Source organism: Halorubrum orientale, from assembly GCF_059623105.1.
The window spans coordinates 1-20,812 of the sequence record NZ_JBSPSR010000003.1 but is presented as its reverse complement, the minus strand read 5'-3'; the positions used below and the strand labels follow the sequence as shown (position 1 = coordinate 20,812).

General features: G+C 65.3%; 18 protein-coding genes and 1 rRNA gene. 12 read left to right on the top strand and 7 right to left on the bottom strand.

Translation table 11 applies throughout. The features are described 5' to 3' along the window. Positions 1 to 213 precede the first annotated feature (213 nt). The 3 genes from ACWUI7_RS02925 to ACWUI7_RS02915 all read left to right on the top strand — a co-directional run bounded on the left by ACWUI7_RS02925 (position 214) and on the right by ACWUI7_RS02915 (position 3,138). Complete coding sequence (locus ACWUI7_RS02925) at positions 214 to 1,659, top strand: APC family permease (RefSeq protein WP_496640696.1); 1,446 nt, start codon at positions 214 to 216, stop codon at positions 1,657 to 1,659. A gap of 4 nt (positions 1,660 to 1,663) precedes the next feature. Continuing rightward, the gene (locus ACWUI7_RS02920) at positions 1,664 to 2,317 is read left to right on the top strand and encodes a potassium channel family protein (protein WP_496640694.1); all 654 of its coding nucleotides are present in this window, start codon (positions 1,664 to 1,666) and stop codon (positions 2,315 to 2,317) included. Between the two features lie 80 nt (positions 2,318 to 2,397). Next, entirely contained in the window at positions 2,398 to 3,138 is a 741-nt protein-coding gene (locus ACWUI7_RS02915) for a TVP38/TMEM64 family protein (RefSeq protein ID WP_496640693.1), read from the top strand. A 222-nt stretch (positions 3,139 to 3,360) separates the two neighbouring features. On the opposite strand, the gene ACWUI7_RS02910 is transcribed toward ACWUI7_RS02915, so the two are convergent. Then, positions 3,361 to 4,533, bottom strand: coding sequence for an MFS transporter (locus ACWUI7_RS02910; RefSeq protein ID WP_496640692.1), 1,173 nt, complete (start codon positions 4,531 to 4,533; stop codon positions 3,361 to 3,363). A gap of 136 nt (positions 4,534 to 4,669) precedes the next feature. Here ACWUI7_RS02910 and ACWUI7_RS02905 point away from each other — a divergent pair, with 136 nt between their 5' ends. Both ACWUI7_RS02905 and ACWUI7_RS02900 read left to right on the top strand, forming a co-directional pair. Beyond that, on the top strand, positions 4,670 to 6,478 hold the full coding sequence (locus ACWUI7_RS02905) for a P-loop NTPase family protein (protein WP_496640691.1): 1,809 nt from the start codon (positions 4,670 to 4,672) through the stop codon (positions 6,476 to 6,478). After that, complete coding sequence (locus ACWUI7_RS02900; RefSeq protein WP_496641090.1) at positions 6,471 to 6,923, top strand: DUF8009 family protein; 453 nt, start codon at positions 6,471 to 6,473, stop codon at positions 6,921 to 6,923. Before ACWUI7_RS02905 ends, ACWUI7_RS02900 begins: the two co-directional genes overlap by 8 nt. Before the next feature lie 21 nt (positions 6,924 to 6,944). On the opposite strand, the gene ACWUI7_RS02895 is transcribed toward ACWUI7_RS02900, so the two are convergent. After that, positions 6,945 to 11,717: a DUF7997 domain-containing protein gene (locus ACWUI7_RS02895; protein WP_496640690.1), complete on the bottom strand. Its 4,773-nt coding sequence runs from the start codon at positions 11,715 to 11,717 to the stop codon at positions 6,945 to 6,947. A gap of 212 nt (positions 11,718 to 11,929) precedes the next feature. Here ACWUI7_RS02895 and malQ point away from each other — a divergent pair, with 212 nt between their 5' ends. Continuing rightward, entirely contained in the window at positions 11,930 to 13,411 is a 1,482-nt protein-coding gene (malQ, locus tag ACWUI7_RS02890) for a 4-alpha-glucanotransferase (protein ID WP_496640689.1), read from the top strand. Between the two features lie 10 nt (positions 13,412 to 13,421). Here malQ and ACWUI7_RS02885 read toward each other — a convergent pair whose 3' ends face one another. Beyond that, positions 13,422 to 13,628, bottom strand: coding sequence for a PLDc N-terminal domain-containing protein (locus ACWUI7_RS02885; protein WP_496640688.1), 207 nt, complete (start codon positions 13,626 to 13,628; stop codon positions 13,422 to 13,424). A 164-nt stretch (positions 13,629 to 13,792) separates the two neighbouring features. On the opposite strand from ACWUI7_RS02885, the gene ACWUI7_RS02880 reads away from it, so the two are divergent. From ACWUI7_RS02880 to ACWUI7_RS02865, 4 genes are all read left to right on the top strand, one after another. Continuing rightward, positions 13,793 to 15,067, top strand: a complete 1,275-nt coding sequence (locus ACWUI7_RS02880; RefSeq protein WP_496640687.1) for a M20 family metallo-hydrolase — start codon at positions 13,793 to 13,795, stop codon at positions 15,065 to 15,067. Between the two features lie 286 nt (positions 15,068 to 15,353). Beyond that, positions 15,354 to 16,382, top strand: coding sequence for a transcription initiation factor IIB (locus ACWUI7_RS02875; RefSeq protein WP_496640686.1), 1,029 nt, complete (start codon positions 15,354 to 15,356; stop codon positions 16,380 to 16,382). A 69-nt stretch (positions 16,383 to 16,451) separates the two neighbouring features. Beyond that, positions 16,452 to 16,631, top strand: a complete 180-nt coding sequence (locus ACWUI7_RS02870; RefSeq protein ID WP_496640685.1) for a DUF7836 family putative zinc-binding protein — start codon at positions 16,452 to 16,454, stop codon at positions 16,629 to 16,631. A gap of 120 nt (positions 16,632 to 16,751) precedes the next feature. After that, positions 16,752 to 16,985: a UPF0058 family protein gene (locus ACWUI7_RS02865; RefSeq protein ID WP_496640684.1), complete on the top strand. Its 234-nt coding sequence runs from the start codon at positions 16,752 to 16,754 to the stop codon at positions 16,983 to 16,985. Between the two features lie 81 nt (positions 16,986 to 17,066). Here the strand turns inward: ACWUI7_RS02865 and ACWUI7_RS02860 are convergent, their stop codons facing one another. Further along, the gene (locus tag ACWUI7_RS02860; RefSeq protein WP_496640683.1) at positions 17,067 to 17,417 is read right to left on the bottom strand and encodes a DUF555 domain-containing protein; all 351 of its coding nucleotides are present in this window, start codon (positions 17,415 to 17,417) and stop codon (positions 17,067 to 17,069) included. A gap of 82 nt (positions 17,418 to 17,499) precedes the next feature. Beyond that, the gene (locus tag ACWUI7_RS02855) at positions 17,500 to 18,426 is read right to left on the bottom strand and encodes a DNA-3-methyladenine glycosylase family protein (RefSeq protein ID WP_496640682.1); all 927 of its coding nucleotides are present in this window, start codon (positions 18,424 to 18,426) and stop codon (positions 17,500 to 17,502) included. A gap of 174 nt (positions 18,427 to 18,600) precedes the next feature. On the opposite strand from ACWUI7_RS02855, the gene ACWUI7_RS02850 reads away from it, so the two are divergent. Next, entirely contained in the window at positions 18,601 to 19,101 is a 501-nt protein-coding gene (locus ACWUI7_RS02850) for an SRPBCC family protein (RefSeq protein ID WP_496640681.1), read from the top strand. Between the two features lie 6 nt (positions 19,102 to 19,107). On the opposite strand, the gene ACWUI7_RS02845 is transcribed toward ACWUI7_RS02850, so the two are convergent. Then, positions 19,108 to 20,001 (bottom strand): DMT family transporter, encoded by an 894-nt coding sequence (locus tag ACWUI7_RS02845; protein ID WP_496640680.1) that lies wholly within the window; start codon positions 19,999 to 20,001, stop codon positions 19,108 to 19,110. Positions 20,002 to 20,122: 121 nt separating this feature from the next. On the opposite strand from ACWUI7_RS02845, the gene ACWUI7_RS02840 reads away from it, so the two are divergent. Beyond that, entirely contained in the window at positions 20,123 to 20,410 is a 288-nt protein-coding gene (locus tag ACWUI7_RS02840) for a DUF8124 family protein (RefSeq protein ID WP_496640679.1), read from the top strand. 103 nt (positions 20,411 to 20,513) lie between these two features. Here the strand turns inward: ACWUI7_RS02840 and rrf are convergent. Next, positions 20,514 to 20,635 (bottom strand): 5S ribosomal RNA (rrf, locus tag ACWUI7_RS02835). Positions 20,636 to 20,812: the final 177 nt, after the last annotated feature.

Here is a 20,812-nt window from a genome sequence, read left to right as displayed (position 1 = left end):
CTACAGGGCGACGAGGCCCTAAATATGCACGATGCACACGGTGCGCCTCAGCCGCCGCCGACCGGAGTCTCATGGCAGCAACGGGGTGGTCAACGTGGCGTGTGATCGGCGACCGTCATCAAGCCAACCCAACATATAGGCCGCCGGAGGCGCTTCGTCGGGACGCATACACGCGATGGGTCACGCACTGACACACGCTGGCGGTGACCAACGGTGAGTAGTGAAACCCGATCTCCGGAAGCAGAGCTGAGCCTGCTGGACGCGACGATGATCGGGATGGGCGCGATGATCGGCGCGGGGATCTTCGTATTGACAGGGCTCGCCGCGGAGATCGCCGGTCCGGCGGCAATCGTCGTCTTCGCGTTGAACGGCGTCGTCACAGCGTTCACCGGGCTCTCGTACGCCGAACTTGCGGCGTCGATCCCGAAGAGCGGCGGCGGATACGCGTTTGTCCGCGAGATATTCGACGACGCCGCCTCGTTCATCATGGGGTGGATGCTCTGGTTCGCGTACATGATCGCCGGCGCGCTGTACGCGCTCGGATTCGCGCCGAACTTCCTCGAACTCCTCCACGTGTACGAGATCGTGCCGCCGCCGGAGGAGGTGGCCGGCCTCGCGCTCCCGGTGGTGGAGGCGACGCTCCCCCCGTCGGTGGCACTCGCATTCGTCGCCGTGCTCGGGCTGGTGACGCTCAACGCCCTCTCGACCGCTGCGAGTGGGAGCGTGGAGACGCTGTTTACGATCGTCAAGGTGAGCATCCTCGTGGTGTTCGTCGGCTTCGGCGTCGCCTCGCCGATGTTCTCGAGCGCCGAGTTCCAACCGTTGTTCACGAATGGACCGGCGGCCGTGTTGCCGGCAATGGGACTGACGTTCATCGCCTTCGAGGGCTACGATCTGATCACGACCGTCACCGAGGAGGTCGAGAACCCACGCGAGAACATCCCGAAGGCGATCTTCGTGAGCCTCGCGGCCACGGTCGTCGTCTACCTCGCTGTGGTGGCCGTCGCGATCGGCACGCTCGGCGCGGGCGGGCTCGCGGAGGCCGGTGAGGCCGGCATCGCCGCGGCGGCGACCTCGTTTATGCCGACCGGATTACCTATCATTCGCAACGGTGGGGCGCTCATCGTTTTCGGTGCGGTGTTCTCAACGCTCACGGCACTGAACGCGGTCGTGATCGCCTCGTCGCGGGTAGCGTTCTCGATGGGGCGTGAAGAGCAACTACCCCCCACGTTCGGTCAGCTCCACTACCGGTACGGGACACCGTTCGTGGCGATTGTCGCGAGCGCGGTGGTGATGCTCGGGTCGGTAGTGTTGCCCACCCAGAGCGCGGGCAACATGTCGAGTTTGTTCTTCCTGCTCTCGTTCGTCGTCGTCAACGTCGCCGTGATCCGGCTCCGGCGAGAGCGGCCGGAGATGGCGCGGCCCTACGAGATGCCGTTCTACCCGGCGCCGCCGGTGATCGGGATCGTATTGAACCTGGTGTTGACTGGGGTGCTCGTGGTGTTTCTCGTTCGAACTGACCCGCTGGCACTCGGGCTCAGCGCCGGCTGGCTGCTGCTCGGTGGGGTCGCGTACCTCGGGCTGCGCCGATACACGGGACCCGCAGGGCCCGACCTGTCAGAGACCGGTACAGAAATGACGGAGGAGCCCGAAGCGTGATACGATGAGCACAGACCTCGATGTCGTCGTCGCGGGCGGCGGACGAGTTGGCTTTCAAGCGGCGTCGATCCTCACGGATCGGGGTCACAGGGTCACGATCATCGAGCGCGACGAGGTCACGGCTTCGGCTATCGCGGACGAGTGGCTAGCGACGGTGATCGAAGGTGACGCCACCGATCCGTCGATACTCGGCCAAGCCGACGTCGAGGGCGCCGACGTCGTCGCTGCGCTCACCGGTGAGTCCGGACTCAACCTCGCGGTGTGTCTGGCTGCTGCTGAGCTCTCACCGGGGATCCGAACCGTCGCGCGGGTCGACCGCGCCGGTGCCACGTCGTACACCGAGTTCGTCGACGCGGTGGTGTACCCGGAGCGGGCCGGCGCCCAGCTCGCCGCAAACGAGATCGTCGGCGACGACGTCCAGACGCTCGCAGACGTGACGGGCTCGCTCGACGTGATGCTCGTCCGCGTTGAGGAGGGGGCGCCTGCGGCCGGGAAGACGCTCTCGGAGGTGCGCTTCCCAACCGGGGCGCTCGTCGTCTCTGATGACGACGGGCGCCGGGTCGCGAGGCCGGACACGACGCTGACACCGGGCCGGCGGTACGTCGTCGCCGTCGAGCCCGAGGTCGCCGACGAGGTTATGAACCTCATGCGCGGGTAGCCTGAGGCCACCGATAGCCCGTCCGAACCGTCTTCGTCGCCGGCTCGTCGAGAGACACTGCCGGTACAAACCCGACACAGATGGACTCACCACGCGATTGGCTCCGGCGTCGAACCGGCGAGACAGCCGTGTTTGCTTCGCCGGCGCGACGGCGACACTTTCTCCGTCAGCTGCTCGTGCTCGCGGTCGCAAGCGGGATCGCAGCCGTGCTCGTTCGAGACCACGTTCGAGTGCTCACGGATCCGCGCGCCCTCCGTGCACTCATCGGCGGGTACGGTCCGCTGGCACCGGTGGTACTCATCATCGTCCAGGCGATACAGGTCGTCGCGGCTCCGGTACCCGGGCAGGCGTTGGGAGTCGTCGCCGGCTATCTTTTTGGGGCGTGGTGGGGAACGCTGTACAATCTGATTGGGATCACGCTGGGGAGCACGGCGGCGTTCTGGCTGTCACGGCGCTACGGGCGCGAGTACGTCGAACGGACGTTCCACCGTGACGCACTGGCGCAGTTCGACGCGTTCGGCGAGGAGTACGGCGAGGTCGCGCTGTTCACCTGTTTTTTGATTCCAGGACTGCCAGACGACGTGCTCTGTTTTGCGGGCGGGCTCACCGAGATACCGCTTCGCCGGCTCGTCTTGCTCGCTATCGTCGGGCGGGCGCCCGCCTTCTTCGTCGTTAATGTCGTGGGTGACCTCCTCGGAACCGGTCGTCTCCCTCTGGCCGGCGTGCTTGCGGGTCTCTTTGCCATCGTCTCGGTGGCGGCGTATCGGTACCGGGACGCGGTCATGAAACGGCTCCAGTCGCGGTCGGTCGTCGAGGAGTGACAGCGGCGCCGGTCTCGGGGCGGATATCTTGGGGGTATCCGCGGGATGGCTAACAGCTTCGTGTGAGCGTTCAGGTCGTGTCGGTGAATGCATCGGCTCGTCGGCAGTCGTCCGCCCGGCGGTCGCTGTTGAACCGGCGCTGTCAGAGGCACCGATACGAGAGACGATCGACGTCGGCGGCGAGCAGATCACTGGCGACGACTCGGTCGCTCGCGGCGGGCGTCACGACCCGGCAGCACCGCCGGGGACGCGTCCCGCCGCGTTCGCCACGGCGTACACGAGCACGAGTACGGCGAGTCCTGCTGCCGCGGTCACGAAGACGCCGTCGTAGCTCACTCCGGCTTCGATTGCCTCGCCGACGACCCACGAGCCGGCCGCCTGCGTCGTCATCATCCCCGCGGAGAACACCGCGTACGCCGACGCCCGAGCCTCGTCGGGGAGCGACCCGAGCAAGTAGGTATCTCCCGCCGGAAACAGCATGTGGATCGAGAAGCCGACGAGGACGCTCGCGACCGCGACAGCGAGGAGACCAGACGCGAGAACGACAGCCACGACGCTCGCGAGAAACGCCGCGACGATCGCGAGGATGAACGGGACGCTCGGCAGTCGGTCGGCGATCTCACCAGAGACGAGAAACGCCGGGACGCCGGCGGCGAAGATGAGCGTGAGCAGGTTTCGGGCGGTCGTCGGCGCGAGCCCCTTCTCGAGCATGTAGAGCTCGTAGAAATTGAATAGCCCCTGCCAGACGAAGCTCGTGAGCCCGATAAGCACGACGGCGGCGACGACGAGTCGCCACTCCGACCGGGCGCCAGCGACGAAGTCGGTGTCGCGACGGCCCGCCTCTGGGAGTGTCGTTCGTCGCCCGAGGAGACCGATGAGTGCGGTCGTAAGCGCGGCAGCGACTGCGAGCGCGACAAATGCGTATCGCCAGTCGACCCACAGCGCGACGGTGACGACAGGGGCGGCGACGACCGCGGCCAGCTGGCTGGCTGTCCCGTGAATCCCCATGACCCGGCCGACTCGGTCGGGGAACAGCTCCGAGACGAGGGGATTCGCGGCGACGAAGTAGACACCAGAGGCGATCCCAACGAGGAACGACGTGAGGAGAAGCGTCGCTACGCTTCCGGCGAGCGCCACGCCGAGCGCGCCGAGCGTGAGCATCGCGCCGGCAGCAAGGACGACCGACAGCCGGGGCACCCGAGTGAGTACCCACCCGGTCGGAACCCGCGGTGAGGCCGAGCCGAGCCACACCAGCGTGACGACGAGCCCGGCGGTTCCCTCGCGGATGCTGAACTCATCGATGAACTCGCCGACGAGCGGGGCAAACACCACCCGAGCGAAGTTGACGAGAAACACCATCGCACACAGCGAGCCGAACAGCCGGTGACGAGACACGCCGGTCGTTTCGCCGGCGGTGGCACAAAGATTGTGGAAGCGGTCGTCTGATAGGGGTGTACACAGCGACCGCGGGAGCTAAGCCGGGCCAACGCACGGACGAAAGCGCCAAGACGCCGGGCCGAGACTCCACGCTATGCGACTGGAGGACTACTGGGGAATCGGTCCGAAGACGAGTGCGCTCCTCACGGCAGAGCTTGGGGAGTCACAAGCGGTCAAGGCCATCGAGGCGGCCGACGTCCGAGCCCTCGTCGATGCCGGAGTCCCTCGCGGGCGGGCAACGCGCATCCTTCGGCGAGCGAACGGTGAAGCCGGAATGGGTGTACTTGCGACGGCTGACACTCGCGCTGTGTACGACGACCTGCTCTCGCTTGCGGCCGGTTACGCGCTGACCGAACACGCCGCAGACCGGATCCGGGTGCTCACCCCGTGTCTCGACCGAGACGAGATCGAGACGCGGCTTGACGACGTCGTCGCGGCCCGAGAGGCCTGGGAGCGGCTCGGTGAGGCCGAGCGTGACCGCGTCACCGAGGCGTTTGTCGCCTACGACGAGGCGAACAGCACCGATCGTGCGGCCGTTGAGACCGCACTCACGCTGCGAGACGTCGGACTCACCGGCGAGACGTTCGCCGCACTAGAGAGACTCGATGACGAGGGGCTCGAGGCGGCCGCTGACGCCCTCCGTGACGTTCGTGGCTCGATCGACGACGGACCCGTGACGGTCGCAGCAGGCGCCGACGCAGAACTCGACGCGCGCCGCGAGCGACTCGCCGCCGCAGAGGCACTCGCCGACTCGGCGTTCGATGTCTTAGAGCAGGTTCGGGACGGGTCAGTCCGTGACTTTGAGGCGCTCGCAGCCGCAACCGTCGACCACGTTGCGGATGAGACCGGCGCCGACCCGGGAACGATCCGTGCGGCCGCACCCGACGACGCGCTTGATGCAGCCGACTTCGTCTCAGCAACCCTCCGTGGACTCGTCGAAACCCTTGCGGATGCCGTCGAGGACCGCGAGGCAACCGTCGCGACCGCGTTACGCGAGCGCATCGACGAGGGGGGCGGCGACGTAGAGCGGGCTGCCGCAGTCGTCGGTGACCTCGCGCTTCAGCTCTCACTTGGCCGGTTTGCGGCCGAATACCGACTCACGCGCCCACAGCTGGTCGACGATGGCCTCGCGGTTCGGGACGCACATAGCCCCTTTATCGACGGGTCGGTCCAGCCGGTCTCGTACGGGGTTGGAACCCACCCACTCGTGGGCGATGACGACGGCGACGGCAAAGCGTCAACCGCCGACGCCGCGAAGGGCGTCGATCCGCCAACGGGTGACCGAGTGAGCGTCCTCACGGGAGCGAACTCTGGCGGAAAGACCACGCTCCTCGAGACGCTGTGTGCAGTCGCGCTGCTCACCTCGATGGGCTTGCCGGTGCCCGCGTCTGCGGCCGCCGTCGGCGGGTTCGATCGGATAGTGTTTCACCGTCGACACGCGTCGTTTAACGCCGGGGTGCTTGAGTCTACGCTCCGGTCTGTCGTCCCGCCACTCGTCGAGTCTGGACGGACGCTCATGCTCGTCGACGAGTTCGAGGCAATCACGGAGCCTGGCCGAGCGGCCGACCTGCTCAACGGTCTCGTGGATCTGACCGTCGAGCGCGAGGCGCTCGGCGTCTACGTCACCCACCTCGCAGAGGACCTGAGCCCGCTTCCAGGCACCGCCAGAATCGACGGGATCTTCGCTGAGGGGCTCACGAATGATTTAGCGCTGCGTGTCGACTACCAGCCGCGCTTCGGCACAATCGGTCGGTCGACGCCCGAGTTCATCGTCTCTCGGCTCGTCGCAAACGCGGCTGACCGCGACGTCCGCCGGGGGTTCGAACACCTCGCAGCGGCCGTCGGCGAGGCAGCCGTACAACGAACACTATCCGATGCCCGATGGAGCCCCGACGATGCGTGAGCAGCCGTCAGATCGTGAGCCCGCTGACCCGCGGCGAATCCGCTCGCTCGCTGTCCACCGAGAAGACGTCGCGAACGCACTTGAGGCCACACTCCGCAGCGACAGCCGCGTAGTGCTGCGAGTGACGCCACCGTTCTCGGGGCGGATGCGCGCGCGAATCCATCGCGTGAGCGACGGTGCCGGTGAACCGGCCGAGCCGATCCACGTCGACGCAGCCGATCTCGTGGATCCGCTCCCAGCGTATCCCGAGGTCGACGACACTGTCGCCGACCATCCGGACGCAGACGTGGAGACCCGTCGTGAGCGACATGCCGAGGCGGTGGCCGAATGGCGAACAGCCGTGCGCGAGGCCGTCGGTGGCAGCGTCGAGCTGGCAGTAGACGCCGAAGCCGGTGGCGAGGGGCGGGCGACGACTCACACGGTCGACGTGACTCCGCTTGGGTGACCTGCGCCGGCACACACGGGCTTAGAGTCGAATACGTTCGACGGCTGTCCCGGCAGCGTGAAGGTCCTTGTCGGTAGCTGCGGCGACCACAACCGTTCGAGGGTCGACGTCTTGGAGTCGAAGCTCGAACTCGCCGTCGACTGGCTCACCAACAGTCGAACCCTCAGCCGTGAACGCCGTCACCATCGCGCCTGACGTCTCGCCGGTGACGACGACTGTCTCACCGTCGAAGGTGGCGGCCGCTGTCAGGTCCGGTCCCGTCGGGCGGTCACGCTCGACGTATCGCTCGCGGACGATCGCCGGCGTCTCGACCGGTTCACCGGCGTCGACGCCGTGTGCGAGACGAACGAATCCCGCCATCGACCAGGCGAGCGGGGTCGCCCCGCCGGTGCCCTCGCCGAACTCCCAGCCGTAATCGGTGCGGTACTCGCGGTCCCACACCTGTTCTGGAAGCATCAGCCCGTCGTTGCCGAAGCTGGCCATCGTCTCGAGGAGGGCATCGGGCTCGAGTGCCGGGTCGTCGGTACCGCCGAATCCGTCGACGTCGTCAGCTCGTGCGCGCAGCTCGTACTCCCCACGCTCACCCGTGAATATCGGCCAGAGTCGGCCGACACCGTTACCCGCGCCCGCCCACGGACCACCGGGGTCGCCGTACCCCAACTCGCCGTAGGCGTCGCCGACGTAGCGGTACCAGGCGGGACCGTGTGGGGTGTCGACTCGGATCGAGTCATCGACGACCGCGACCGAGTTCTGCACGATGGGGTCGTCAGCCGGCTTCACGCCGAGTCGCACCAGCTCCAAGAAGCCGCCGTCGACGATCTCGCGCTCGTCGTACGTGGGCCCGTCGTTGGCGATTGTCCGTGCTCTGCCGGCATCTGGGTCGCCATCGGACGTGATCCGGAGGTAGTAGGGCGTCTCACGGTGGCGCTCGGTGCCGGTAGTCGTTGCACACCACGTCTCGACGTTTGCGGTCCACTCGTCGGCGAGCGCGAGCCAGGCGAGCGCGTCCGCACGGAGCGTCGACGGCGTCGGCGTCGGCGACTCCTCTCGGGTCTCGTCGTCTCCGGCCGATAGTCGATCGGCCTCGGCAAGCGCGAGCGCCGAGGCACAGGTGAGCCCGGCGATCTCCGCGGCAATGCTCGACGGCGAGTAGCCGGCTTCCTCCTCCCAGCGCTCTTGGGCGGTTTGTGGTCCGTTGCGGGCCACGTAGCCCACGGACCGGCGGACCTGTTCGTAGTCGTATGCTGCCGTCTCGAGCGCCACACCGCGTTCGTACAGCTGCCAGGCCATCACGGCGGGGTACGCAATGTTGTCCATCTGTTCGCCGCCCCAGCGGGTCCGACCATCGATGTAGGTGTTCTGTGGGAGGAATCCAGACTCGTCCTGTTGGGTATTGTAGAGGTATGCGAGCGCGTCGGCGCCTCGGTCGACTTCACCGACCTCAATGAGCGCCGTGAACACTTGGTAGAGGTCACGTGACCAGACGAAGTTGTATCCGTATCCGCGTCCTTCGGCCGCGTACTCGGTTTCACCCCACGGGACGGACGGACTCGCGATGCCCGCACCAGGGTGGCGTTTGTCCTCGACTGCCGCGAGCGTCATGAGCGCGAATCGATACTGCGTCTCTAGTTCGTCCGCACCGGCAACCGCGTCCGGGTACGATCGACCGGCAAGCCACTCGCGCCAGGTGTCGACGTACGCCGCGGTGACCGCTTCGAACCCGCGCGTGAGGGCTCCTTCTGCCTCGCCGAGAGCGGCCGCGGTGTCCGCGTGCTCGGCGAATCCAACCGCGACCGTGTCTGTCACCGTGGTCCCACGGCCCAGCAGACCGGCGAGCACGACGTTCCCTGCTGCCTCTGTGTTGGCCGACCGGCGATCGCCATCGCGGAACAGCGCCCGGAGGTCGTCCTCTCCGGCCGAGAACGCACTCGCCCATTCGAACCCCTCGACGTTCGTCATCGCGGCAGCGACCTCAAACGGCTCGCCTTCCGTGTCGACGAGTTTGCTCGGCGGTCGCTCTTCGTGTTCGGAGTGCGCAACCAGGCGGTAGCGGTCCTCCCCGACGCGCTCGGCGTGGTCGTCCGTCCCGACGTTGCCGAGCGTCGTATCCGCAATTGCGTACACGTCGTACGGCCGAGCACCGTTGAACTCGACGTCGGCCAGCAGGGCGTCTCCCTCAGTGTCGATGGCGTACTCGACGGTGAGCTCCCAGCGGTGACCATGGCCACCGCCCGCCTCGCGGATCGTCTGTCGGTACGCAAGCGCGTCGTCGGCGACCGGCTCCGTGGTTCGTGTAATCGTCTCTTCAGTGCCCGCGAATCCCGTCTCTTGGAACGTGCGGACCGTGTGTCCCGTCGATGGGTCGACAATGAGAAAGTCGAGCGTCCGGAGGTTCATCACGTCGATCCGGGGGAATCGCGCCTCAGTTAGTGCCCCCTCCGTCAGCGTGAACCAGACAGGAACCGGCGTCGACGCCTCGTGGTCGGCGGGGGTAACCACACCAAACTTGCGCCCGGTGGTCCACCGCGGGGCCTCGGGGCCGCTTGGTCGCTCGTGTGGCACCGGCAGTGCTTCGTGGCGAGCGAGGCGTGCCGTCGCGCTGACCCGAAGCGCGTGCGCCCACGCGATCGGGGTCGCACTGTCGAGGTCGCCGTCGTCGAACGCCTGCTCACAGAGCAGGTCGGCCTCGTTCGAGAAGGGTCCGTCCGGCTCACACAACGCGTAGAGCCGTTTCGCCTCGGCCAAGTGCGCGTCTGGGTCGCCACCGCGTCGCTCGCGGACGTCAGCGACGATGGCCGAGGCAGTCGACCCCCACAGCGTCGCGATCGACCACACCTTGGCGCCCGTCTGCTCTGCGGTCCGCCAGTCGTCGCCGACGAACCGGATCAGCCCCTCGACGTCCTCGGTCTTCCGGTGGAGGGCGTCTATCGTCGTCGTGACGTGCGTCGCGATCTGTGAGACGAACCGCGACGGCGACACCGCGTCGGCGACCGGCGGCAGCGACACCTCGCTCTCGTCGGTGGTGACAGCGTCGGCGGCGTCGCCACCGCCAGCGGTCTCGGCCGCGTCGGTCCCGGCAGTCCGTCGGGAGCCGCCGGGCGACGGGCGAATCGCGAGCAGTGCGTCGTACTCGGCGAGCGCGTCGGCGAGCCCGAAGGTGTTCGCGTCCGCCCGTTCGTCGCTCTCGTGGGCGCTCGCCCGCTGGGGGAACCGTTCGAGCTCGGGGATCCAGCGCTCTTGGAGTCCCGCGACGACCTCGTCGGCCGCCCGCGCGGCCCGTGCCCGCAGGTCGGGGTCGGCCGGTGCGCGGGCGACGGCCGAGTACGCACGGAGATATGCCGACGCGGTGTGCGTGAATCGGCCGACCGCGTTCTCCCAACAGTTCTGACAGCGTCGCGGCAGCCCATCGTCACGAGTGGTCTCACGGAGGAAGGTGAACGCGTCGGCGATGGTCTCGTCGATGCGCGCTGACAAGGCCTCCGGGACGTCCTGGCGGCGACGGAGCGTTGCGAGGAAGGCGACTACGGTCGCAGGCTGGTCCAACTGGTCGTTCGGGTCGTCACCATCGGCGGACTCGATGCGGGCGTTCGCCCACCCGGGCGCGACACGACCCGAGTCTGCCCAGACGCGGTGTGGCCAGCTGCCGTCGGCGTCTTGGGTCCGACAAAGGAACGCGGCCGAGTCGAGTAGCCTGTCCGTCACGTCAAGATCGAGTTCGTCGGCCGCCGTGAGCAGCGCGCTCGACGCCTCGGCCTCGTCGCGGAACCACGTGTAACCGTAGCCGCCAGAGGTGGCGTAGAAGTGATCGAACTCGGGCCCGGCGATCCGGGCGCCGGATTCGGCCGTGAGCAGCTCCAGTGTGCGCAGGTCACTCGCCACTGCGTCGGCCCGTGGCGTGCCCGTGGGAACAGATGGTGCGCGGTCAGCGGCCGCCGCCCGAATGCTGTCGGTATCCCCGTGGGCCGCGGCGATCTGCGCGACGGTCTCGAGCCGGCTGGCTCGCACTGTGTCTTCGTCAATTCGGGCGGCGTCTCGAGTGGCGTCCGTCTCAGAATGAGGGGCTGTTGGCTCGTCTGTGACGACGTGGCTGGCCAGCGTGACGCGCTCGGTGTGTCCCTCGCGCTCGAACGGCGCCCTGACCACGACGTTCGGCGTGAGGCTCGTGTCCTCGCGCTCATCTATCTCGCCGCGATGAAGGGCATAGCCGTCGTCTTCTCCGAGCAGCTGGGCGATCGTGGCCTGCCGCTTGCCGTGTGCCGCAGAGAGGCCCGTGGAGGCGGTGAGATAATCATGTTCCTGTCGGTGAAACACCTCGACGACGTCACCGCCGTCCGGTCCGGCACCCTCGTGGACGAGGTTGCCGACGCGTCCTTCCGCGAGGTCCGGCGCGAACGCACAACTCGCGACGAGGTCGGCGTCAGCCGGCGGGGCTCCGCGCAACACAACGTGCGTGAGGTGGGTGTCGTCGACGACGAGGTCATACTGGTGGACCGTGTACCGGCCGGCGTCGTACTCGGTTTCGACGAGTGGAGTGTCACCGGCGTAGTGCTGTCGCGTCGTCTCGAGGTCCGCGAGCCAGCGCACGCCGGCGCCGCCGGCGATGCCGATCCGGATTCGATCGGTGCCGCCGACGCCGGAGAGCGCATACGAGCAGTCGTGCGCGTCGCCGTCGGGTCCGACGTGGACCAGTCGGCCGTCGTCGCCGGTGAATGCCCCGACCGTCGTCGGTCGCTCTGCGGGGTAACGAGCGCCGCGGCGACGGGCGTGTTCGGTGATCGCGGTTCGCAGTCGCATGACAGGTGTGCCGGCCGCGGGGGCAAAAGCCTTGACGGACCTGACAGGCGCTTGCCCCGATCGGCGATCGGCCGTGCCCCAGCCACTCAAGACCGACTCACCTCACCGCCACACACGCATCTACCTCACCGTCGTACGCCCGTCCGCACGACACGGCGCCGCCGACAGCGGCCCCCGCAATGCTTGAGGTGGTGGGTCGCACAGGCGTATGTATGCGATTCGATCGTTCAGACGGCGTGTTCTGTCACGTCACGTCGTTGCCAGGCCCCCACGGCATCGGCGACCTCGGCCAAGGTGCCGAGACGTTTCTATCGTTTCTCGAGACCGCCGACGTCGACTACTGGCAGGTGTGTCCGCTCGGCCCAACTATCGGCGCGGCGGGTGACTCACCGTACCAGTCACCATCCGCGTTCGCTGGCAATCCGTTGTTCATTGACCTCCACGGACTCGTCGAAGAGGGGTGGCTTGAGGAGACAGCCCTGGAGCCGGTTCCGTCGTTTCCAAGCGATCGCGTCGACTACGAGGCGGTTCGAGAGTACACGTATCCCCGCTTGCGACGTGCCTTCGAGCAGTTCGACGCGACCGAGGACGTGGCCGCGATACTCGACAACTTCCGTGAGCGGGAACCGTGGGTCAACGACTACGCCCTATTTCGCGCCCTCTCGTCGGCCCGATCAGAAGACACCTGGGTTGAGTGGCCGGCGCCGCTTCGGACTCGCGAGCCGGACGCACTCGATGCAGCTCGGGAGACACACGCAACAGAGATCCGGTATCGGACCTTCCTTCAGTGGGTGTTCGACCGACAGTGGACCGCACTACGCGAGCGGGCCGCGGCGGCGGGCGTCGAGATCGTCGGTGACGCGCCAATATACGTCGCGCTCGACTCCGCCGACGTGTGGGCGTCGCCATCAGCGTTCCAGCTGGACGCCGAGAACCGGCCGACTGCGGTGGCGGGAGTGCCACCGAATCGCGGCGACGACGGCCAACGGTGGGGGAATCCCGTGTACGACTGGGACCACCTCGCGGACACAGGGTTTGATTGGTGGCTCGACCGGTTCCGACGCCTCTTCGAGCTTGCAGACGTGGCGCGACTCGACCACGTCCTCGGTTTCGTGCGCTACTGGGCGATCCCAGCGACGGCCGACGACCCGGCGGCCGGCAAGTGGTGTGATGGCCCCGGTCGAGCCCTGTTCGACGCGGTCGAACGCGAGTTCGAGGACGTCCCGTTCATTGCCGAGGACTTGGGGTTCGAGGACCGACGGATGGAGGACCTGCTCACAGCATTCGAGATACCGGGCATGCGGGTACCACAGTACGCGAACTGGGCGGAGGCAGGCAACCCGTACCAGCCGATGCACTACCCCGAACGGGTCGTCGGCTACACCTCGACACACGACACCGACACCTGGGTTGGTTACTACGAGGACCTTCCGGAGACACAGCGCGACGCACTCCACTATAACCTCGGTGTCGGCGACCGCCCGATCGAGTGGGCGATCATCGACGAGGTGTGGGGCTCAGAGGCGATCCTCGCGATGACGACCGTTCAGGACCTACTCGGACTCGGCAGCGAGGCGCGGCTCAACGAGCCCGGGACCGTTGCGGGCAACTGGGAGTGGCGCGTCAGCGACGAGGCGCTAAGCAACGAGCTCGCAGAGCGCCTGCGCGAGGTCGGTGCGTTCCACGTTCGGTGAGCAACCGCACTCACCGGTTTCGGCCGAAAACGAGGTACAGTATGACACCCAAAAGCGGGGCAAAGAACACAACAAGCGCCCAGAGAAACGCCGGGTGCGAGCTCCGCCGTGCCGCGTCGCGGTAGGTCCACGCGATCATCGCGACGTGCGCAAGGAGGGTGAGCAGCCCGACGATGAGTGAGATCCCCGCTGCGATCCCCATCTGGATCGGAAGCATACGCGATGAGACGGCGCGGTCACGCAAGTGCCTTGTGTCAGTCTACCAATCGACCGCGAGTAGCCGTGCCCCAGCCCGCATTGCGTGCGCACGGAGGGGGTTTATCGAGGGCGCTCACACCGGCTCGACGAATCGTTTTTATCATCGGAGTGAGCCGGAGCCGTATGGAGCTTCCAGTCAACGCTGACCGACTCAAGACAGATATCGAGGCGAATGCGGCGTTCGGAGCGATCGAGTTTGACGACCCGGCGAAACGTGGTCGGACGAACCGAACCGGCAGCGAGGCGAACCGGCGCGCCCGCGACCGACTAGTAGCGCGACTCGAAGACGCTGGGCTCTCGGTGCGTGTCGATGCCGTCGGGAATATCATCGGCAAGTGGGTGCCAGCGGGGGTGGACCCCGACGCCGCGCCGGTCGTCTGCGGAAGCCACCTCGACAGCGTGCCGGTCGGAGGGATCTTCGATGGCCCACTCGGGGTGTACGCCGCGCTCGAGTCGGTTCGGGCCATGCAAGACGCGGGGGTCAAGCCAGCACGGCCGGTCGCCGTGGTCAGCTTCACCGAAGAAGAGGGGGCGATGTACGGGACTGGACTCCTCGGGTCTAGCGTCGCGATCGGCGAGACGAGTGTCGAGGAAGCACTCGCGTTCGAGAACGACGACGGCGAGACGCTCGGAACAGCCCTTGAGCAAATTGGGTATCGTGGTGACAGCACGCTCAATCCGGGCGACTGGAACAGTTTTTACGAGCTCCACATCGAGCAGGACACTACGCTTGAGGACGCCGGCGTTGACGTGGGAGTCGTCACCACCATCACCGGGATTACTCACGGGGAGGCGACTATCGTTGGCGAGGCGAACCACGCGGGTGCCACCGCGATGGACGAACGAGCGGACGCGCTCGCCGCCGCAAGTCAATTTGTGCTTGATGTTGAGGCTGCGGCGACGACGGTCGTCGAGTCCGACTCGGCGACGGCCGTCGGGACGGTCGGGTCACTCGAGGTCTCGCCCGACGCGTCGAACGTCGTTCCTGGTCGCGTTGAGGCGAGCCTTGACGTGCGTGACGTGGTAGCTGAGTCGATGGAGACGATAGTCGACGCGGCGCGCGACTCACTCGACCGGCTAGAGCGCGAGCGCGGGGTCGATACCACGTTCGCCCAACCGGCAAGCGTCGAGCCGGTTCCGATGAGTGAGCGGCTTCGAACGACGGCACACGAGGCCGCAACAGACACCGAAGTGACAGCGACCGATCTTCACTCTGGGGCGGCACACGACGCGATGCGCATCGCACGCGTCACCGACGCGTCGTTGCTCTTTGCCCCGTCCAAAGACGGCATCTCACACAATCCACGCGAGTGGACCGACTGGGAGGACTGTGCCGACGCGACGCGTGTGTTAGCAGGGGGACTCACACGAGCGGCCGGTGTCACCGTTGAGGAGTGAGCCTCAAGCAGTGAGCTCCAAGTAGTGAGTTCTAATCAGTGAACTCCCCGACAGGGAGTATCACCAGCACAACCTTCAAATACTCGTACGTAATCCAGCAGTCTCGGTGGAATCTCCACCCGCCGCGGCACTGTCTTTTATCGTGGCAACATGCAGCTTTGAACAGGTTTTGCCCGCTGTGAAATTGAATTGGCCGATGAGTTTATATACTTATGGTAATTACTTGTAGTTAGCAAGTCAGACTCGCGGCTCCATTTTTTGCCGGGAGTCAGACCGGTGACACACCATGACAGAGACACGCACTCGAGACGAGTATCGAACGGCGGGCACTGAGCGAGACGGTGACCGGGTTGGCAGTGCGGGGACACGCGTGCAGTCGGACGAATCGGCGCGAGAGCGAACCACCCGAACGACCAGCTGTCCGGAGTGTGGCGGCCGCCTGCTCACCGATACCGAACACGGTGAGACCGTCTGTACGGAGTGTGGGCTCGTCGTCGAGACTGACTCCGTTGACCGCGGCCCCGAGTGGCGCGCGTTTGACGCCGCCGACCGGGACTCCAAGTCACGGGTCGGTGCTCCGACAACGAAGCTGATGCACGACAAGGGGCTCTCGACGAATATCGGCTGGCAGGACCGCGACGGGTACGGCAAGTCGCTTTCAAGCGGCCAGCGCGAGCGGATGCGCCGCCTGCGGACGTGGAACGAGCGGTTCCGGACGCGCAACTCGAAAGAACGCAACCTCAAGCAAGCACTCGGTGAAATCGACCGCATGGCGAGCGCGCTCGGTCTCCCTGAGACGGTCCGTGAGACAGCCTCCGTGATATACCGACGCGCGCTGCGTGAAGATCTCCTGCCTGGCCGCTCCATCGAAGGGGTCGCGACCGCGTCACTGTACGCCGCGGCCCGGCAGGCTGGGAACCCCCGTAGCCTCGACGAGTTCACACCCGTTTCGCGGGTCGACCGCATGGAGCTCACGCGGACGTACCGCTACCTGATCCGTGAACTCAAACTGGAGGTTGAGCCCGCCGATCCGGCGAGTTACATTCCGCGGTTCGTCTCTCGGCTCGGTCGAGGTGAAGCAGTTGAGCGGACGGCACGAGAGCTCATCGAGAGCGCAAAACGCGCCGAGATCACGAGCGGTAAGTCACCGGTGGGGCTCGCAGCCGCGGCTGTCTATGCCGCCGCCCTCCTCTCGAACCGGAAGGTGACGCAGGGCGACGTCAGTGAGGTTGCCGACGTCTCTGAGGTCACCATCCGGAACCGATACACCGAGCTACTCGAAGCGAGCGACCAACAGCTTCCCCGAGGACGGTAAACGTCACTGTCGTTGCTTGACCAGAGAGTCGCACGTACGTTTTTATGTTGGGGGTGGTGACAGTACGGTATGGTTGACGCGTTCGTCAGACTCGTCTGTCCCGAGTGTGGAAAAGAATGGCAGGATAGCCCGGCCGATCTCCCCGAACTGCGCACGAACTTCAGCTGTCCGAGCTGTCACGCCACACATCGACTCACAGAGTTCATGCGAACCGAGCGCGACTTAGAGGCCGTCCAGCAGTTCCAGTGAGTCTGTATAGCGTGATATCACCGCATTCACGCGACTCTCCTGAGCGCTATATAGAAACGCGGTGTGGTAACCAGACTCAGGATAGTAATATAACCCTCCGGTAGCAAAAGGGTGGTACTCATGAAGAAGCAGGAGCTCATCCACCTTCACGGCCTTCTTGCCGAGGTACGAAAACAGTGCGAGTTTTGGGACAACGAGATGGACCTCACGATGTACGAAGAACTCGGCGTCAAACCGACATCGATTCACAAGTCGAAAACAGACCACAAAGCAGCCGTTTTTAAACTGACCGCAGGAATCACCGACTCAATGGAAGAGACTGCCGCCGAGCCGCTCGCACCTACTGCAGACTAATCTACACCGGACGAGTGTCGGCCCGACCTACGTGTCTTGCACCCATGAGCGGCGCATCAGTGATACTACGCCGGTAGCCGCTCAGTCACCGTCTTCGGTGGCAATCGGCTCGACTGAGAGCACCATGAGTGCAACGTCTGTAAGACGCTCACCAATCTCCGTTTTGGCAATTCGACCGGCGTGCGCTTTGCGGTCGACGTTGAAGACGTCCATCTGGAGTTCAAGAGCGACGAGCGCCTCGTCTGCGGCGACGAACGCTGCGGGGAGTTCCTCACCGCTCGAGGACGTCCGGGTGCCTGCCTCGATCTCCACGTAGTTGAGATCGGGATTTAGCGACGCACCGGTCTTCGAGACCGCGATCCGCACTGCCTCCGCCGGGGTCTCGACGTCGTACACCGGTACGGCGGCCTCAACGACGACTCGACAGTCCATTACGCATCGTACTACTGTGCGAGCGCGTATCAACGTTCGGCTGTATGACACCACCGGGGTAGCAGCAACACCTCTTCCTCGGTCACTCGCCGCCAGCCCGAAGAAAGTAGAAGACGTACGTCTGTGCGTACCCAGCATATTCCCCCCCGAACCGCTCTCGAATCGCCCGTGACGTTTCGGCGTACGACTCGCACTCACATTCGGGGTAGTACTCTTCGATTGTCGTGCGGATCCACGTGTCAAGCGGGACTGCCTCTAGATACCCGAGTGAGAACAACGCCACACAGTCAGCCACCTTGTCGCCGACGCCGACGAACCGAGTGAGTGACTCACGCGCGTCCTCATACGGGAGCCCAGCGGCCTCATGCGGGTGTGCCTCGCCGTCGTCAACCATTGTAGCCGTCTGTTGTACGTACGGTGCACGGTATCCTAACGAGAGCTCGCGGAGTTCGGGTTCGGTCCGCGCTGCGAGTTGTTCCGGCGTCGGAAACGCGTGGTACGACTCACCGTCAAGTGACACGACGTCACCGTACGTCTCTCGAAGCCGGCGCTGCATACCGTGGATACGAGCGACGCGCATCTGTGCCGAACAAATAAATGAGATCAGACACGGAAACGCCGGGTCGCGGGTCAGCCGCATCCCTTTGTACCGGTCGAACGCGCGCTCAAGAAGCGGCAAATCCGGCACCGAAGCCGTGATCGCCTCGAGATCGTCGTCAAGCCGAAGCAGGTGCGTGAGAAGTGGTACCGCGTCCGTTGAAGCTTCCCATTCGACGGTGCCGTCATGTACGCCGCCAACCTGTCTCGCCCGCACCGAAACACGCTCGTCGGTGACCCCCGGTATCGGGTCAACTACAGTCGCATACCATTCGTCGCCGCCGTGGGCGTGGAGCGTCTCGTACGTCTGGCCATCAGCACGGTTCCACAGGTAGCTCTGGCCGCTCTCGACGGTTGCTTGCAGGTCAAACGGCCCGGCGAGGTCGGCGATATCGATCGCGCCACGTTCCATCGATACGATCCACGTCACACGACCGTATCGGGGTTTCGGTACCACGTCGGTAGCCCGATACGGCTACCGGTGCGGGCGACTGCCGATTCACTTATGCACAACTGGGTCGTGATAAACCGCTTGACGCGAATCGCGTGCGGGCAGTCTTTTACTCGGTCAGCGCGTACGATATGTATGCCAACGTACCGCCGGACGACCCGCATCGCGGCACCCATCGACGAGGTCTGGGCGTTTCACTCTACTATCGACGGCCTGATCGCGTTGACCCCCGACTGGATGCACCTCGAGATAGCGCGCGTCGAGGGACCGGACGGCGAGCCAGACCCAGCGGTGTTGACCGTCGGATCACAAATACAGATGTCGATGCAGCCGCTTGGCGTCGTCCCACGCCAGCAGTGGACGTCACGAATCATCGAGCGAGAGCCGGCCGGCACCGCACCGGTTGAGGGGAGCGCCTACTTTGTCGACGATATGTCCGACGGCCCGTTTCGGGAGTGGGAGCACACACACACGTTTCATGCCGACGGCGACGAGACGATCCTCGTCGACTCGGTGACGTACCGGTTGCCCCTTGGAGCGCTTGGTGATATCGCCGGACCGGTTGCAAAGATTGGATTCGAGGGCATGTTTCGCGACCGACACCGCCGTACTGCTCACCAGCTCAACGACGGCTAACCACGCTCACCGGCTTCGGTGTGCACTCGTTGTGAGCAGAATTCCAGCGAGGACGACTATCCCTCCGATGACGGTATACCGCGTCGGGAGTTCACCAAGTAGCGCGGCCGCGAGGATGGTCGCCCCGACGGGCTCACCAAGGAGTGACACCGAGACCACACTCGACTCAAGATGGTCGGGCGCCCAGTTGAGCACGGTGTGCCCAAGCAGTCCAGGCCCGACAGCGAGGCCAACGAACACCGCCCGTTCTCGCAGTGGGTATCCGGTCAGCGACGCTCCTGTTGTGAGGACGATACCCAACAACGTAGCCGCACAGACACCGTACACCACGACGACGTATGGAATCAGCGCGAGTCGCTGCCGAAGCGACCGTCCGGCCAGAACGTACCCGGCGGCTGTAGCCGCTCCAACCAGTGCGAGTCCATTACCGTACACCGGCCGCGTACCCACAAGCACGCCATTGAGGTGGTCACCGAGCGCCATCACAAGCATACCGGTGGCTGCAACTGCAATGCCGATACTGACCCGACGCGTCACTCGCTCGTGAAGAAGCCCCCACGCTCCGAGCACAACAAACACCGGCTGCGACTGGACGAGCGTGACGCTCGCCGCTACGCTCGTCCATGAAAGGCTCTCGAACCACCTCGCGAAGTGAACTGCGAGTGCGATACCCGAAAGCGTAGCAAACGCGGCATCGCGTGCCTGCATCCGCCCGAACGCCTCACGATAACGCCACGCGGCCACCGACAGCAGCGGCACGACAGTGAACACCACCCGATAGAACGCGGCCACTGAGCTCGGTGCTTCACTCCACCGAATGAGTATTGCTCCTGTGCTCACCGCAAGCACCGCGCCTATTAGCCCAGCAATCAGTGGAACACGCGGCGGCGACCCCGACATTACGCGCGGCGTAGATCGTGTGCGTCCTGATATCCGTTTCGGGACGACGTAGATCGCCGACAGCAGTCTTCGAGTGGCGACGCGCCGATGAGAATTTCACGTACGAAGCCCAACTGGCAGTATGGCTGCGGATACCTTCGGTGTCGGCGTGCGCGTCACCGACGATGAACTCCAATTTCTCGTCCACGTCCCAACAGACATCGATCCGGGGTGGACCGACCCAGCGGCGTTTCAGTCGCTCGTCGCCGACGTCGTGTGGGACCGACTCGACCAGCGGACCGTCCTCAAGCAGATTGCGACGAGACGTGAGGCCGGTGAGACTGTTAACCTCGGGACAGTGACGCTGCAGCCAGACGGAACCGTCGTTGACCACGATCTTACCGTACCGCGCCCGGTTGGCACAGAGTAGTTGAGTTCCGATTATATATTGGCTTCAATGGCTGAACAGCGGTCGGCAAGGATAGCAGCCGCTCGCACGTCTATTTCTGTGGGGGAATTCCCCCATATGAGTGGGTAGGCGGCGACCCGCGGTTCCCAGAGGATCTCTCACTCCAGTACTTCCCGGCACGCTGGTGGGCTTAACTTCCGTGTTCGGAATGGGTACGGGTGTTTCCCCACCGCTCTGGCCGCCTTTATGCCGACTCTCGGGTTCGAACCGAGACTCCTCGCGGAGACGCCTGTGTCGGTCTGGCTCGATTCGGCTGGAAGGTTCCAGCGAAACCGTGTATGCGTGCGATCCAGCTACCGCCTGAACCCATCCGGAGTGTGGAACTCCAGTGGACGTATGACTGTGGCTTTGGTCTGTTAGTGC

What these genes read in the sequence shown, in the direction of transcription:
- ACWUI7_RS02845 (WP_496640680.1), bottom strand. Translation starts at nt 20,001, where the DNA reads ATGTCGGGGTCGCCGCCGCGTGTTCCACTGATTGCTGGGCTAATAGGC.
- ACWUI7_RS02895 (WP_496640690.1), bottom strand. Translation starts at nt 11,717, where the DNA reads ATGCGACTGCGAACCGCGATCACCGAACACGCCCGTCGCCGCGGCGCT.
- ACWUI7_RS02855 (WP_496640682.1), bottom strand. Translation starts at nt 18,426, where the DNA reads ATGGAACGTGGCGCGATCGATATCGCCGACCTCGCCGGGCCGTTTGAC.
- ACWUI7_RS02865 (WP_496640684.1), top strand. Translation starts at nt 16,752, where the DNA reads ATGAAGAAGCAGGAGCTCATCCACCTTCACGGCCTTCTTGCCGAGGTA.
- ACWUI7_RS02875 (WP_496640686.1), top strand. Translation starts at nt 15,354, where the DNA reads ATGACAGAGACACGCACTCGAGACGAGTATCGAACGGCGGGCACTGAG.
- ACWUI7_RS02860 (WP_496640683.1), bottom strand. Translation starts at nt 17,417, where the DNA reads ATGGACTGTCGAGTCGTCGTTGAGGCCGCCGTACCGGTGTACGACGTC.
- ACWUI7_RS02920 (WP_496640694.1), top strand. Translation starts at nt 1,664, where the DNA reads ATGAGCACAGACCTCGATGTCGTCGTCGCGGGCGGCGGACGAGTTGGC.
- ACWUI7_RS02840 (WP_496640679.1), top strand. Translation starts at nt 20,123, where the DNA reads ATGGCTGCGGATACCTTCGGTGTCGGCGTGCGCGTCACCGACGATGAA.
- ACWUI7_RS02900 (WP_496641090.1), top strand. Translation starts at nt 6,471, where the DNA reads ATGCGTGAGCAGCCGTCAGATCGTGAGCCCGCTGACCCGCGGCGAATC.
- ACWUI7_RS02915 (WP_496640693.1), top strand. Translation starts at nt 2,398, where the DNA reads ATGGACTCACCACGCGATTGGCTCCGGCGTCGAACCGGCGAGACAGCC.
- ACWUI7_RS02880 (WP_496640687.1), top strand. Translation starts at nt 13,793, where the DNA reads ATGGAGCTTCCAGTCAACGCTGACCGACTCAAGACAGATATCGAGGCG.
- ACWUI7_RS02850 (WP_496640681.1), top strand. Translation starts at nt 18,601, where the DNA reads ATGCCAACGTACCGCCGGACGACCCGCATCGCGGCACCCATCGACGAG.
- ACWUI7_RS02885 (WP_496640688.1), bottom strand. Translation starts at nt 13,628, where the DNA reads ATGCTTCCGATCCAGATGGGGATCGCAGCGGGGATCTCACTCATCGTC.
- ACWUI7_RS02905 (WP_496640691.1), top strand. Translation starts at nt 4,670, where the DNA reads ATGCGACTGGAGGACTACTGGGGAATCGGTCCGAAGACGAGTGCGCTC.
- ACWUI7_RS02870 (WP_496640685.1), top strand. Translation starts at nt 16,452, where the DNA reads ATGGTTGACGCGTTCGTCAGACTCGTCTGTCCCGAGTGTGGAAAAGAA.
- malQ (WP_496640689.1), top strand. Translation starts at nt 11,930, where the DNA reads ATGCGATTCGATCGTTCAGACGGCGTGTTCTGTCACGTCACGTCGTTG.